Source organism: Mesorhizobium delmotii, from assembly GCF_900149755.1.
GTDB lineage: Bacteria > Pseudomonadota > Alphaproteobacteria > Rhizobiales > Rhizobiaceae > Mesorhizobium > Mesorhizobium delmotii.
In genome coordinates, this window is sequence record NZ_FUIG01000013.1 from 1,252,643 (window position 1) to 1,267,026 (window position 14,384).

Genomic DNA, 14,384 nt, shown 5'->3' on the forward strand with positions numbered 1-14,384 from the left:
CGCCCGCTATCGCCTATAATTTGTGCATTGCATAAGCATGCTGTTTCGGCAGGCAGCCGGATGCAATCCCGATTTCCCCAAGGTTTCAATCGCTTGCGGCCGATCCAGGGCAATTGGCATGCATGATGCTTTGCTTAAGTTGATTTAGAGAGGAAGCCGGATGTCCAAAGCCGCCGAAATCGACATCGTGTCCGTTTCGAAAATCTATGGCGCAACGACTGCCGTCGAAGACATCAGCTTGAAAATCCCCGCGGGAACCTATTGCTGCCTGCTCGGGCCGTCCGGCTGCGGCAAGACCTCGACGCTGCGCATGATTGCCGGGCACGAGAGCATATCGAGCGGCGACGTGCGTCTCGGCAACACAGTGGTCACCGACCTGCCGCCGGCCAGGCGCGGCACCGCCATGATGTTCCAGTCCTACGCGCTGTTTCCGCATCTCGACCTGGTCGACAATGTTGCGTTCAGCCTCAAGATGAAGGGTGTCGGCAAGGAGGAGCGCCGCGCCAAAGCGCTCGATATGCTGAAGCTGATGCAGATGGAGGGCTATGCCAGCCGCCGCCCGGCGCAGCTTTCGGGCGGACAGCAGCAACGCGTCGCTCTGGCCCGCGCGCTGATCACCGACCCCGAAGCGCTGCTGCTCGACGAGCCGCTATCGGCACTCGATCCATTCCTGAAGATCCGCATGCGGGCGGAACTGAAGAAGCTGCAGACCTCGCTCGGCATCACTTTCGTCCACGTCACCCACAGCCAGGAGGAGGCCATGGCGCTCGCCGACCTGATCGTGGTCATGAATGACGGCCGCATCGAGCAGGCGGCGCATCCGCGCGTCGTCTTCGAGCGGCCGGCCACCGCGTTCGTCGCCCGTTTCATGGGCGATCACAACGTCGTCTCCGGCCGCGTCAGCGGCAGCCGCGACGGCATGGTTGTCTTCGATGTGCCGGGTGGCGCCTCGCTAGCGGCCAGCGGGCAGGGCAGGGCGATCGGCGAGCCGATCGATATCGCCATTCGTACCGACCATGTGCGGATCGGTGATCCGCCGGCCACCGGGCTGGGCTTCACCGGCATCGCCTCCAACGTCGAATACCGCGGCTCGACCGTGAAGCTCTCGGTCAATGGCGCCGGCATCGAGGATTTTACGGTGATCGTCGACGACACCAGCTTCTTCGCCAAGCCGGTCGCCGTCGGCGACGCGGTGCCGATCGCCTGGGACGCCGAGGACGCGATCGTCCTTGGCCGTCTCGATTCCTGAACCAGAACAACCAATCAAAAACAGGGGAACTGACATGACCAACACCACCGACAAGAAGACAGGAATTTCCCGCCGCTCGCTGCTCAAGACCGGTGCTGCCGCCGTCGGTCTTGCCGCCGGTTCGGGTGCCATATCAGGGTTCCCGACGATCTGGGCGCAGAACCCGATCACGCTGCGCCAGTTCGGCACCGGGGTGTCGAACCTCAACGCCATTGCCGACAAGTGCAAGGCTGATCTCGGCATCACGCTGGAGATGACGGCGACCGATTCCGACGCCGCCGCCCAGCGTGCTGTAACCCAGCCGGACAGTTATGACATCGCCGACATCGAATACTGGATCGCCAAGAAAGTGTATCCGTCCGGCGTTATGCAGCCGATGGATGTCAAGAAGCTGAAATATTACGACAAGATCGTACCGCTGTTCATCACCGGCAAGCTGACGCCCGACAGCGTCATCGCCCAGGGCACCGCGCCGCATACGGTCGGCTTCGTCGAGGCGCAGGACGCCAAGACCTTCGCCAAGGAGCCGACGCAGTGGATGACGATGGTTCCGACCATCTACAATGCCGACACGCTCGGCATCCGCCCCGACCTTGTCGGGCGCGAGATCACCACCTGGGCTGACATCATGGATCCGGCCTTCAAGGGCAAGGCCGCCATTCTCAACATCCCGTCGATCGGCATCATGGATGCGGCGATGATCATGGAAGCCATGGGCAACATCAAATATGCCGACAAGGGCAACATGACCAAGGAGGAGATCGACAAGACGATCGACTTCCTGATCAAGGCCAAGCAGGACGGCCAGTTCCGGGCGTTCTGGAAATCGTTCGACGAGAGCGTCAACCTGATGGCTTCAGGCGAAGTGGTCATCCAGTCGATGTGGTCTCCGGCGGTCGCGGCGGTGCGCTCCAAGGGCATCGCCTGCAAGTACCAGCCGCTCAAGGAAGGCTATCGCTCGTGGGGCGGCGGCCTTGGCCTGGCGGCGCATCTCAAGGGCGCCGAGCTCGACGCCGCCTACGAGTATATCAACTGGTACTTGTCCGGCTGGGTCGGCGCCTACCTCAATCGCCAGGGCTACTACTCGGCCGCCATGGATACGGCCAAGCAGTTCATGTCCGAGGACGAATGGGGCTACTGGGTCGACGGCAAGCCGGCCAAGGGCGATATCATGGCGCCGGACGGCAAGGTCATGGAGAAGGCAGGCGCCGTGCGCGACGGCGGCTCCTTCGTCGAGCGCATGGGCAAGGTCGCCTGCTGGAACTCGGTCATGGACGAGGACCGCTACATGGTGAGGCGCTGGAACGAGTTCATCGCTGCGTAGCGCAAGGCAGCAATAGCTGAGATGTTGCATTCCTTCGCGCCCCCCTCTGTCCTGCCGGACATCTCCCCCACTTGGGGGGAGATTGGCAGCTTCGTTGTTGGCTCCTCTTCTTGCAATGTTGGAGATTGGCGAAAGCAGCGGCGACGGCCGATCTCCCCCCAAGTGGGGGAGATGTCCGGCAGGACAGAGGGGGGCGCGAAGGATCACAGCTTGCCAGATTATCGGCCCTCCGCGTCACTCCAGGGCTGTTCCGGATGACCGTGGCTCTCGACCAGCCTGTAGCCGCTACCAAACCCGCCAGACGACGCCTGTCTCTTGCCCACCTCGTCCCCTACCTCCAGGCGACACCGCTGGCGCTGATCCTCGGCGCATTCCTTCTGCTGCCGATCCTGATGATCGCCGTGGTCTCCTTCTGGGACTACGATTTCGCGGCGATGTACCCGGATTTCCTGACCACCAACTACGCCGACACGCTCGGCTCCTGGGTCACCTGGAAAACCTATCTGAACACGCTGAAATACGCCGCCATCGTCTGGGCGCTGACGCTGTTCATCGGCTTCTGGGTCGCCTATTTCCTCGCCTTCCATATCAGGACCACAGCCATGCAGATGGTGCTGTTCCTGGTCTGCACCGTGCCGTTCCTGACCTCCAACATCATCCGCATGATTTCGTGGATTCCGGTGCTTGGCCGCAACGGGCTGGTCAACTCGACGCTGGTTGAGATCGGGCTGATCCCGAAGCCGATCGAATGGCTGCTGTATTCCGAATTCGCGGTGGTGCTCGCCATGGTGCATCTCTACACGCTGTTCATGGTGACGCCGATCTTCAATACGCTGATGCGCATCGACAAGTCGCTGATCGAGGCCGCGCGTGATGCCGGCGCGTCCGGCTGGCAGGTCCTGTGGAACGTCATCATTCCGCTTGCCAAGCCCGGGATGGCGATCGGCACCATCTTTGTCGTCACGCTGGTGATGGCCGACTTTTCGACAGTGCAGGTGATGTCCGGCGGGCAGAGCGCCTCCGTCGCGCTGATGATGAAGAACCAGATGTCGCTGCTGCAATATCCGGCAGCGGCCGCCAACGCGGTCGTGCTTCTGGTGCTGGTGCTGCTGATGGTCGCCGGCATCCTACGCATCGTCGACATTCGCAAGGAGCTGTGAGGCGATGAGCCACGACAAGCGCACCTTCGAATTCTACGTGCTGGCGGCCTTCTTCGCACTTTTCGTGCTGTTTCTCTACGGCCCGCTCTCGGCGATCCTGATCCTCTCCTTCCAGGGCGAGAATGGCGGGCTGACATTCCCATTGAACGGCGTTTCGCTGCACTGGTTTGCCAATCTGTTCGAGCGCCAGGCAGTCGGCGATTTCGGCGGCAGTTTCAAACGCTCCTTCATCCTTGGCCTGATGGTCATGATCGTGACCGTTGTCGTGTCGCTTCTCGCCGGTCTTGCCTTCCGCCAAAAATTTCGCGGCGCCACCGCATTGTTCTATCTGGCCGTCGCAAGCCTGGTCGTGCCGTCGATCATCATCTCGCTCGGCATCGGCGTCGTCTTCCAGCAGATCGGCTTCCGCCCCGCCTGGTACACGTCTGCCTTCGGCGCGCATCTGACATGGACCTTGCCTTTCGGCGTGCTGATCATGTTCGCCGTCTTCAACCGGTTCTCGCCGGCCTATGAGGAGGCCGCGCGGGACTTGGGCGCGACCTCCTGGCAGACCTTCGCGCATGTCGTCCTGCCGATGATCGCGCCCAGCCTGATCGGTGTCGGCCTGTTCGGCTTCACCCTGTCCTATGACGAGTTCGCCCGCACGCTGATGACCTCGGGCACGTTCAACACGCTGCCGCTCGAGATCTACGGCATGACGACGAATGTCACGACGCCGGTGCTCTATGCGCTGGGCACCGTGACATCAGTGTTTTCCTTCCTGGTGATCCTGCTGACGCTCGGCGCAATCGTCTATGTCGGCCGTCGCCGGGCGCGTATTTGAGAACCGCAGTGCAGATCCTCGTTGTCAATCCGAACACCACCGCCAGCATGACCGAAACCATTGCAGCGGCGGCGCGGTTGGTCGCCGGCGCCGGCACGGACATCGTGGCGGTGACCTCGACGATGGGTCCGGTTTCGATCGAAGGCTACTATGACGAGGCGCTTGCCGTGCCGGGCCTGCTGGTCGAGATCGCCGCCGGCGAGCGCTCGGGCGCGCAGGCCGCGATCATCGCTTGTTTCGACGATACCGGCCTCGATGCCGCGCGCGCCATGGCCAACATTCCGGTCATCGGCATCTGCGAGGCAGCGCTCAGCACGGCCTCGTTCATCGCCCAGCGCTTCACCGTCGTCACCACGACCGAGCGCTCGCGCGTGCCGGTCGAAGGGCTGGTGCAGCGCTATGGCATGGCGGGGCGGGCACGCGTGCGCGCCGCCGATATTCCGGTTCTTGCGCTCGAAGACCCAACCTCCGATGCGATCCTGAAGCTGCGCGGCGAGATCGCGTGCGCGCTCGAGCAGGATCGCGCCGAGGCCATCGTGCTTGGCTGTGCCGGCATGGCCGATCTCGTCGCCGAGCTGCAGCGGGAGTTCGGCGTTCCGGTCATCGACGGCGTCGGCGCCGCGGTCAAGCAGGCCGAGGCCTTGATCGCGCTTGGCCTGTCGACCTCCAAGCGTGGCGCCTATGCAAGCCCACTGGCAAAGCCTTATCGTGGCGCATTGAAATTCTTCGCCCCCGGATCTGTTGCCGCCGAGTGACCGCAATGCGCCGAACGATCAGAACGCTCGCACTTGACGAAGTGGAAACCCTTGTCGACTGGGCGGCAGCGGAAGGCTGGAATCCCGGTGTTGGCGATGCCGTGGCGTTCCGGGCAGCGGATCCCGAGGGCTTCATCGGCGCCTTTGTCGATGGCGAGATGGTGGCCGGTATTTCTGCTGTGGCCTATGGCGACGATTTCGGTTTCATCGGCCTCTACATCTGTCGGCCGGACCGGCGCGGTGAGGGCCATGGCAAGGCAGTCTGGGACGCCGGCATGGCGCGGCTCGGCAACCGCACGATCGGCCTCGATGGTGTCGTCGAACAGCAGGCCAACTATCGCAGCATGGGTTTTGCGCCGGTCTACCGAACGATCCGGTTCGTCGGATCGCCGGATGTTCCGGCAACCGCCGACAGTGGTATTCGCGCCATAGACCCGGAACTCATACCCAATGTGCTGGACTACGACAGCCGCTTCTTTCCCGCTCCGAGGCGATCCTTCCTGGAGCACTGGCTGCGCCCGCCGCACATGGCGCTGGCGATCGTTAGGGATGGCGCGATCGAGGGATATGGCGTCGCGCGCCGTTGCCGGGACGGTTGCAAGATCGGGCCGCTTTTTTCCAACAGCCTGGACGCGGCAAGTCGCCTTTTCGCCGCGCTCGCCGGCATCTCCGGACCCGGAAATGTCCATCTCGACGTGCCCGAGACCAGCGGGCAATTTGCAGCTCGGCTGACGTCCGCCGGCCTCGAGCCGGGCTTCGAAACGGCTCGAATGTACAGGGGAAAAGCGCCGCAGTTAGCGCAATCCGGGGTCTTTGCAATAACGACCCTGGAGCTTGGTTGATTGGACGCAGGGTGGCCCTAATATAGCGGCTTGGCCATGTGCCGGGGCGCCGGCCATTCCGTCGTGATCCCGGGCTGCACCGGCCGCTCCAGATAGGTCGACAGAACCACATAGCTTCGCGTCGAGGTGACGCCGGGCGTTTCGTAGAGACGCGACAGCAGGCCTTCGAGCGCCCGAGTATCCTCGGTGCGGACCTTGATCAGCATGCATGTATCGCCGGCCACCGAATGAATCTCCTCGACTTCGGGGTGCTCGGAAATCGCCATCAGTTCGGGGGTCTTTCCCCAGCCCTTGGTGTCGATGTGCACGAAGGCGAGCAACGGCTTGCGCACCGCCTTGGGATCGATGATTGCCGCGGTGTTGCGGATGGCGCCGCTGCGCCGAAGCCGCTTCACCCGTTCGTGCGCTGCCGGCGGCGACAGGCCGACGCGATCACCGAGCTCGGCATAGCTGACGGTGGCGTCGTCGACCAGAACGCCTAATATCTTTCGGTCGGTTGCGTCGACATCGCGGGCAGCAGGCCTGTTCTGCAGAATGCCATCTGTTTCTTCATCCATGGTGAAATTCCTTATTGATACAGAATTTAATACGGCGATTATCGTCATATGACGAACAGTGATCAAGTCGCAACATTGACGGCAAGGCCGCCTATCCCGGCGCTCGCCTATCTGCTCACCGGATGCATCGCCGTGATCGGCTCCAACTCGCTGGTCCTCGGTCCGATAGCACCGGCGGTGGCGGCGTCGTTTGCGACAAGCGTGCCGGCTGTCATGATCGCGTCCGCCGCGTTCGGCCTCGGCACATCGGCAAGCGCCTTGTTCCTGGCCCGCTATATCGATCGGCTTGGCGCTCGCCGCATGCTGCAAGGGGCGTTGCTGCTGCTGGCGATAGCGCTCCTCGCCAGCGCCGCCGCGCCGACGGTAACGACGCTGGTTGCAGCCCAGCTTGTCGCCGGTTTAGCTGCCGGCGTCGCCATGCCGGCAATCTATGCCAGCGCCGCTGCGATCGCGCCGCCTGGCCGCGAAAGCGGGACCATCGGCGTCGTGCTGACCGGATGGACCCTGAGCATGGTCGCCGGCGTCTCACTGTCGGCGGTGCTTGCCGATCTGCTGCACTGGCGCGCTGTTTTCGCGGCGGTCGCAGCGCTTGCGGCGCTTGCATTGACCGGTCTTACGCTGACGTCGCTGAGCGATGTCAGGAAAAGTGGCCCGGCGCCGACGCCGCTCGGCGCCTTGGCCGTTCCCGGCATAGTGCCGCTTCTGGTCGCCTGCGGCGCCTTCATGACCGCCTTTTACGGCGTCTATGGCTATCTTGGCGATCACCTTCACAATGGCTTGGGACGGCCGGTCAGCGCCAACGGCTTGGCCGCGCTCGCCTATGGCGCCGGCTTCGGGATGGCGGCACTTCTTGACGGCGTGATCGATCGGCTTGGCGCGCGACGCGTCATGCCGTTCGCTTATCTCCTCGTCGCGATCGTCTATGTCGCGCTTGCCGCGGCAGGCGGTAGTTTCCATCTGACCATCGCGATGGTCGCGCTCTGGGGCCTTGCCAATCATTTCGGGCTGAACGTCCTGGTGATGCGCCTCTCGGCGCTCGATCCGGCGCGGCGCGGCACGATCATGGGCCTGAACAGCGCAGTGACCTATCTCGCGGTGTTTGTCGGTACCACCGCCTTCGGTCCGCTTTATTCGAGCTTTGGTTTTGCGGCATCTGCAATGGTCGCAGCGCTGCTCATGCTGGTTGCCGCTTCGGCGGCGGCGTGGCGTTCGCCGCGGCCCGTGTAGTCGCGGAGCCACGCGGCGGCAGAGCTTGCGCTCCCCTCCTGTCCTTCGACAAATGCAAATGAAAGTGCGATAGCATCCGGAATGACGCGGCGCTGTATACCGGTATCCGGCTGTGAGCCTGTCTGGACACGCGATGAACATGACGCTTGAAACGACCGCCGACCCTTCGCCGAAAGAGCTCGCTTTTCTCGGGGAGCGACTCAGCGCGTTCAACGACAGCGATGTCGGTACGGCCAACAGGCAGGCGCTCGCCGTGTTCGTGCGCGATGAGCGCCGTGCGGTTGTCGGCGGCATCTCGGGATATACCGCCTGGGGCTGGCTCTATGTGCAATGGCTCTGGGTTGATGAGCGGCTGCGCGGCCGGCACATGGCCGGCAGGATGCTGGACGCAGCCGAACAGGAAGCCGTTGCACGCGGCTGTCATGGCGCCTTGATCGACACGTTCAATCACCAGGCGGCCAAGGTCTATGAGCGTCAGGGATATCGGCCGTTCGGCGTGCTTCCCGATTTTCCCGTCGGCCGCGCCCGCGTCTTCCTGCAGAAGAAATTGCTGGCTTGACTAGCCGGCAAGGCGCCCGCCGCGCATCGGCTGTGGCACCCCGGTGGTGGTCGGGAAGCTGATCGGCAGACCCCTGAGCACGCGAACCGCAAGGAAAGCAAAGCACTCCGCCTCGACCGCGTCACCCTTCCAGCCGAGCGCCTCCGCCGGCACGGCTTCGACGGCGGCGCGGCTGGCAAGCATGGCCATGATCGTCGGGTTATGGCGGCCTCCGCCGCTGACCACCAGCCGCTTCGGCCGGTGCGGCAGGAGGTCGAGCGCCTTGCCGACGGCCGCGGCGGTGAAGGCCGTCAGCAGTGCGGCGCCGTCCTCAGCATTCATCCCATCCGCCATGGCTGCGCCGAAATCGAACCGGTCCAGTGACTTTGGATAGGGCTTGGCCAGGTAGGGATGCTGCAAGAGCTTGGCCAGCCGGGCTTCGTCCACAGTGCCGGCGCGGGCCAGCGCACCGTCGCGATCCATTTCGCCAAGCCCTTTCGACTTGATGAAATCGTTCAACGGCGCATTGGCCGGTCCGGTGTCGAAAGCGACGACATTGTCCTTGCCGTCCCACCAGGTGATGTTGGCGACGCCGCCGAGATTGAGAACCGCCGTGTCGCCGCTGATATCGGCATCGCGCAGCAGCGCGGCGTGATAGGCAGCCGACAGCGGCGCGCCTTGCCCGCCGGCGCGCATGTCGGCCGAGCGGAAATCATAGGCGACCTTGGTGCCCAGTATGGCATGCATCAACGCTCCATCGCCGAGCTGGCGGGTCTGGCCGAGCCGGCCGGGTTGCGGGGCGCGATGCAGCACGGTCTGGCCATGGAAGCCGACGACGCCGATATCGGCCATCGTCAGCCCGTAGCTTTCGACCAGGTCCTTGACGGCCGCCGACTGGGCGCGCGTCAGCGCTTCTTCGGCTTCGCGAAAGATTGCCGGCTCCGGCCCGGTGAAACTCCAGGTCCTGGCCTGGCGCAGCGTCTCCTCCAGCAGGGTCCGGATCGACCTGGGGTAGGGCGCCAGCGTGTAGGTGCCGAAATCCGCGATCCGCTCGCCGTCGGTCTTGATCAGCGCGACATCGATATTGCCGTCCAGCACGGTGCCGGTCATCAGCCCGACGGCCCAGATTGGTTCCCCACTTTTCGCAATCATCACTTGTTAGGCTCCGTTGACGAGATCGCCGACCGATTGGCGAATCTCGATAATCCCGCTGTTGACGTGTCGGATGGATCCGGTTGGTGAGCAAGGTCGATGCCTTGCCTTTGTCGAAGTCGATCCGTCCTGTATACCAGTATCCCGGTATCCAGGCGGCTTCACAGCGTCTTTTCGCCTATCGCCTTTCGCAGAAACCCGCCCGCATTGTCGAGCGCCTTGCGCGCCTCTTCGATGCCCATCCCGGTGATTGTCACCAGTATCGCCAGCTTGACGTCCTTGCCGGTCTGGTCGAGCGCCCGTCGTGCCTGCTGCGCTGTGCAGCCGGTGGTCTGCATCACGATCCCAACCGCCCTCGCGACGAGCTTTTTGTTGCTGGGATTAAGGTCGACCATCAGGTTCTGATAGCTCTTGCCGATCCGGATCATGCTGGCTGTCGTCAGCATGTTGAGAACCAGCTTTTGCGCGGTTCCCGACTTCAGCCGGGTCGAGCCGGCGAGAACCTCGGGGCCGACAAGCGGAGAGATGGCAATGTCGGCAATGCCGGCAATGACTGACCTGGGATTGCAGGAAAGCGCCACGGTCGTTGCTCCCACCTGCCTTGCATAGGTCAAGCCGCCGATGACGTAGGGTGTGCGGCCGCTGACCGCGATGCCGACCACCACATCGTCGGCGGTCAACTTGATGCCCTGCAGTGCCTTCATGCCTTGTTGCGGATCATCCTCGGCGCCTTCCACGGCCCGCACCAGCGCTTTGGGGCCGCCCGCGATCAGGCCGAGCACCATGTCCTCGGGCACGCCAAATGTTGGCGGACACTCCGAGGCGTCGAGAACTCCCAACCGGCCGCTCGTGCCGGCGCCCATATAGACAAGCCGCGCCCCTTTTTGAAACGCACTAACGATCCGGTCTACCGCGGCAGCAATTTCCGGAATGACCTTCTCGACGGCGGCCGGAACGCCGCTGTCCTCGTCATTGATCATGCGCAGGATCTCGATGGTCGGCAGCAGGTCGATATCCATCGTCCTCGGGTTCCGATCCTCGGAAACCAACCGCTCCAGCTCCGACATCAACTCCTGTTCATTCATCCGCTTACTTTCAAACTTCTCGCCATCGGCAACAAGTAATGTGATGCGGCGCCAAGCGTTGACCAGTACCAGCGGCTGGCATTGGCGGACCCTGTTAGTCCAAACAAATGTTGACAACATCATCTGTTGTTGATCAAAGTCCAGCCATGAATTGCGCGGGCCGGGTGAGGCGATGGACGACCTTGGAGCACAGGAACAGGCAGTGCTGGATCTCATCGCGGCGAACCCTTTCGCCGGCCAGCAGGATATAGCGACCGCGCTCGGCATTGCCCGCTCGACCGTCGCGGCCCACATCGTGCAGCTCGTCAACAAGGGCTATGTTCTCGGCCGTGGCTATGTGTTGCCGGCCTCCAAGCGCATGATCTGCATCGGCGGCGCGGTTCTGGACCGCAAGTACCACGCCAAGAAGGATCTGATCTTCGGGACGTCGAACCCGGTCGACGGCTATCGCAGCTTCGGCGGCGTCGCCCGCAACGTCGCCGAGAACCTTGTCCGCCTCGGCGTCGACGTAAGCTTCGTCTCGATCGTCGGCGACGACGAGACCGGCCGCTCGCTGGTGCGGCATCTGCGCGACCTCGGCGCCGACGTCAGCCAGGTCATCACCACAACGGAGCGGCCGACGGCGGAATATGCAGCGATCCTCGACCTCAATAACGATCTCGTGCTCGGCATCGCCGACATGGAGATCTTCGATCTGTTTTCGCCCTCCTATCTCGACCGCTTCTGGCCGCATCTGGCTTCGGCGACTTGGGTGTTCATCGACTGCAACCTGCCGGCCGCGACGATCGCAGCGCTGATGTCACGCAAGCAGGGCGCGCGCTTCAAGCTCGCCGTCGACACGGTCTCGTCGCCGAAATCGGCACGCCTGCCGAAGGACCTGTCCGGCATCGACCTTTTGTTCACCAATCGCGACGAGGCCAACACGATGCTTGGCATCACCGATGTCGACAAGCGGCTGAAGCCGAAGGAGGCTGCTGCGGCGCTGCGCGCGGCCGGCGCCAGCGAGGTGATCGTGACCATGGGCGCTCATGGATTTGCGGTCGCGACCGAGGGCGGCGTGGCGACGATGCGTTCCGTCCCGGCCCGCGCCGTCGACATCACCGGTGCCGGCGACGCGATGATTGCCGGCACCATGTACAAGGTGCTTTCGGGAGATCCCGTTCCTCACGCTGCGCGCACCGGCGCGCTGCTCGCCACGCTGACCACCGAGAGCGAATCCAGCGTTCATCCCGATCTGTCGCCGCGCTTCCTCACCGCCGGCATGTACCGCATTCCCGCCTGAACGCGAGCCGAACCCTGAAAGCGAAATGACGATGAAACCTTCCCTTCTCCACCTGAACGACGAAGTCGCGGCAGCACTTCGTGAAGGCCGCGCGGTGGTGGCGCTGGAATCGACGATCATCACCCATGGCATGCCCTATCCGGCCAATCTGGAGACTGCGCGCGGCGTCGAAACCGTAGTGTGCGAGAACGGTGCGGTGCCCGCCACGATCGCGGTGGTCGCCGGCAAGATCAAAGTCGGGCTCGGTGACCGGGAGCTGGAGCAGCTGGCAGCGGCAAAAGACATGGTCAAGGCCTCCGGGCGTGACCTCGCCGCCATCATGGTGGGCGGCGGATCGGCCGGAACCACGGTTTCGGCGACGATGCGGATCGCCGCACTCGCCGGCATCGGCATTTTCGCGACCGGCGGCGTCGGCGGCGTGCATCGTGGCGCCGAGGCTACTTTCGATATCTCGGCCGACCTGACCGAACTCGGCCAGACCGGCACGACCGTCGTCTGCGCCGGCGTGAAATCGATCCTTGATATTGCAAAAACGCTGGAATATCTGGAGACCCAGCGCGTGCCGGTGATTGCCTATCAGAGCGACGATTTTCCGGCCTTCTATACACGCTCCAGCGGACTGAAAGCCGATCACCGCCTCGATACGGCCGAGGACATTGCGCAGGCCATGCTGCTGCACGAGCAGATCGGCTCGGGCACCGGCATCCTCGTCGCCAATCCAATTCCGGAAGTGGATGCGCTCGATCCGGCCTTCATCGACGGCACGATCACGGCAGCGGTGGCAGAGGCCGAGAAACGCGGCATCGGGCGCAAGGAACTGACGCCGTTCCTGCTCGCCCGCATCAACGAGCTTTCGCAGGGTCGCAGCCTGAAGGCCAACATCGCGCTGGTCCGCAACAACGCCGCGCTCGCCGCTCGCATCGCAGTGGCGCATGCGCGGTTGAAGCGCATGGCCAAATAGGCTCAGCACCCGGCCGGCGCTACCGGCCTTCGATTTCAGGCGGGCCCGAGATCGAAAACCCGCCCGGCATTGAGGATATTGTTCGGATCGAAAGCCGCTTTCAAGCGCCGCATGGCCGCGATCTCGGCATCGCTGCGCACCAGGTGCAACCATTCCTTCTTGTCGAGGCCGATGCCATGCTCGGCCGAGACGCAGCCGCCGGCCGCAGCGACGCCCCGATAGACGATGTCGTATGCGGCCGCCGGATCCACCGTGCGGACCTGATAGTGGAGATTGCCATCGCCGAGATGGCCGAAGACGTAGATGTCGGCGTTGCGGTCAACGGCCTGGACCGCAGCTTCCGTTTCCCGCAGGAAAGTGCCCATCCTCGCCAGCGGGATGCTGACATCGACGCCGACCAGGCCTTTTATCGAAAACAGGAAGCGATTGGCGTCCTCTCGCACCGCCCACAGCGCGCGGAATTCGCGCGGCGACTGCGAGACCACCACGTCGTCGATCACGCCGTCCTCGACCGCCTGCATCAGCACAGCGGCAAAACGTTCGCCGTCGCGGTCGGGCTCGCTGCCCTGTATCTCGGCGAGCACATAGAGGGGCGAGCCGACGGGCAGCGGCGCCGGCGCATCCATGCCGGCGACCATGGCGCCATAGAGCGGCGCGAAATTCACTTCATAGGCCGAGAGCAGGGGTCCAAGTCTCTGTCTGAGCAGACCGAGCAGCGTGATCGCCGCGTCGAGCGACGCAAGCGCGCAGAAGGCGTTGACCTCGGTGGCCGGCTTCGGGTGCAGCCGCAGGCAGGCGCGCGTGACGACGCCCAGCGTTCCTTCGCTGCCAATGAATAGCTGGTTGAGATCATAGCCGGAATTGTCCTTGGACAAGCCCTTGAGCGACGTCAGGATGCTGCCGTCGGCAAGTACTGCTTCCAGGCCGAGCACTTGCGCCCGGTACATGCCGTAGCGCAGCACGCGGATACCGCCGGCATTGGTGGCGACATTGCCGCCGACCGTGGCCGTGCCGCGCGCGCCGATGTCGACGCCGAACAGCAAGCCGGCCGTATCGGCCGCGTCCTGCACCATCTGCAGTGGTGCGCCGGCCTCGGCGACGATCGTTGCCGCCTCGCGGTCGGGGGTCTCGATCGCCGTCATGCGCTCCAGCGACAGCACCGCTTCGCCGGGCTGGATGCGAGCCGCACCGGCAAGCCCGGTTCGGCCACCCTGGACAACAAGCCTTTGCCCCGCCTCGTTGCACAGGCGCAGTATGTCCGACACCTCGCCGGCCGTGCGCGGACGCAAGACGAACTCCGGCAGTGCGCCGGTCTTGCCGTCGGGATCTTCCCTGTAACGCGGTCCGGCCTCGTCGGCCGAAACGATCACTGATCTGTCCAGCCGTTTTTCCAGCCGCGACAGGAGCTCGGCAACCTTCTGTGACATGG

At 63.8% G+C, this 14,384-nt stretch carries 14 protein-coding genes; 10 read left to right on the top strand and 4 right to left on the bottom strand.

What is annotated here, in order from left to right; all coding sequences use genetic code 11:
* Positions 1–160: 160 nt before the first annotated feature.
* From BQ8482_RS07475 to BQ8482_RS07505, 6 genes are all read left to right on the top strand, one after another.
* A complete protein-coding gene (locus tag BQ8482_RS07475) occupies positions 161–1,249 on the top strand; it encodes an ABC transporter ATP-binding protein (RefSeq protein ID WP_123146878.1) in 1,089 nt (362 codons plus the stop codon).
* Positions 1,250–1,283: 34 nt separating this feature from the next.
* Complete coding sequence (locus BQ8482_RS07480; RefSeq protein WP_123146879.1) at positions 1,284–2,573, top strand: ABC transporter substrate-binding protein; 1,290 nt, start codon at positions 1,284–1,286, stop codon at positions 2,571–2,573.
* A gap of 254 nt (positions 2,574–2,827) precedes the next feature.
* Positions 2,828–3,733, top strand: coding sequence for an ABC transporter permease (locus BQ8482_RS07490; RefSeq protein ID WP_123146881.1), 906 nt, complete (start codon positions 2,828–2,830; stop codon positions 3,731–3,733).
* A gap of 4 nt (positions 3,734–3,737) precedes the next feature.
* Positions 3,738–4,556 carry an ABC transporter permease gene (locus BQ8482_RS07495; protein ID WP_123146882.1) on the top strand — a complete coding sequence of 273 codons (819 nt, stop codon included), beginning with the start codon at positions 3,738–3,740 and terminating at the stop codon, positions 4,554–4,556.
* 8 nt (positions 4,557–4,564) lie between these two features.
* Positions 4,565–5,311, top strand: a complete 747-nt coding sequence (locus BQ8482_RS07500; RefSeq protein ID WP_123146883.1) for an aspartate/glutamate racemase family protein — start codon at positions 4,565–4,567, stop codon at positions 5,309–5,311.
* A 5-nt stretch (positions 5,312–5,316) separates the two neighbouring features.
* On the top strand, positions 5,317–6,153 hold the full coding sequence (locus tag BQ8482_RS07505; RefSeq protein WP_123147448.1) for a GNAT family N-acetyltransferase: 837 nt from the start codon (positions 5,317–5,319) through the stop codon (positions 6,151–6,153).
* Positions 6,154–6,170: 17 nt separating this feature from the next.
* On the opposite strand, the gene BQ8482_RS07510 is transcribed toward BQ8482_RS07505, so the two are convergent.
* Complete coding sequence (locus BQ8482_RS07510; protein WP_123146884.1) at positions 6,171–6,710, bottom strand: Lrp/AsnC family transcriptional regulator; 540 nt, start codon at positions 6,708–6,710, stop codon at positions 6,171–6,173.
* A gap of 48 nt (positions 6,711–6,758) precedes the next feature.
* On the opposite strand from BQ8482_RS07510, the gene BQ8482_RS07515 reads away from it, so the two are divergent.
* Together BQ8482_RS07515 and BQ8482_RS07520 are read left to right on the top strand one after the other, a co-directional pair.
* Positions 6,759–7,937 carry an MFS transporter gene (locus BQ8482_RS07515; protein ID WP_123146885.1) on the top strand — a complete coding sequence of 393 codons (1,179 nt, stop codon included), beginning with the start codon at positions 6,759–6,761 and terminating at the stop codon, positions 7,935–7,937.
* Between the two features lie 133 nt (positions 7,938–8,070).
* Positions 8,071–8,496 carry a GNAT family N-acetyltransferase gene (locus tag BQ8482_RS07520; RefSeq protein WP_123146886.1) on the top strand — a complete coding sequence of 142 codons (426 nt, stop codon included), beginning with the start codon at positions 8,071–8,073 and terminating at the stop codon, positions 8,494–8,496.
* Here the strand turns inward: BQ8482_RS07520 and BQ8482_RS07525 are convergent, their stop codons facing one another.
* Together BQ8482_RS07525 and murQ are read right to left on the bottom strand one after the other, a co-directional pair.
* The gene (locus BQ8482_RS07525) at positions 8,497–9,627 is read right to left on the bottom strand and encodes an anhydro-N-acetylmuramic acid kinase (protein ID WP_123146887.1); all 1,131 of its coding nucleotides are present in this window, start codon (positions 9,625–9,627) and stop codon (positions 8,497–8,499) included. It lies immediately after the preceding gene.
* A gap of 161 nt (positions 9,628–9,788) precedes the next feature.
* Complete coding sequence (murQ, locus tag BQ8482_RS07535; protein ID WP_123147449.1) at positions 9,789–10,712, bottom strand: N-acetylmuramic acid 6-phosphate etherase; 924 nt, start codon at positions 10,710–10,712, stop codon at positions 9,789–9,791.
* Between the two features lie 172 nt (positions 10,713–10,884).
* On the opposite strand from murQ, the gene BQ8482_RS07540 reads away from it, so the two are divergent.
* Together BQ8482_RS07540 and BQ8482_RS07545 are read left to right on the top strand one after the other, a co-directional pair.
* On the top strand, positions 10,885–11,994 hold the full coding sequence (locus BQ8482_RS07540) for a carbohydrate kinase (RefSeq protein ID WP_123146888.1): 1,110 nt from the start codon (positions 10,885–10,887) through the stop codon (positions 11,992–11,994).
* A gap of 31 nt (positions 11,995–12,025) precedes the next feature.
* Positions 12,026–12,955, top strand: coding sequence for a pseudouridine-5'-phosphate glycosidase (locus BQ8482_RS07545; protein WP_244602651.1), 930 nt, complete (start codon positions 12,026–12,028; stop codon positions 12,953–12,955).
* A 35-nt stretch (positions 12,956–12,990) separates the two neighbouring features.
* Here BQ8482_RS07545 and BQ8482_RS07550 read toward each other — a convergent pair whose 3' ends face one another.
* A complete protein-coding gene (locus BQ8482_RS07550) occupies positions 12,991–14,382 on the bottom strand; it encodes an FAD-binding oxidoreductase (protein WP_123146890.1) in 1,392 nt (463 codons plus the stop codon).
* Between the last annotated feature and the right edge of the window lie 2 nt (positions 14,383–14,384).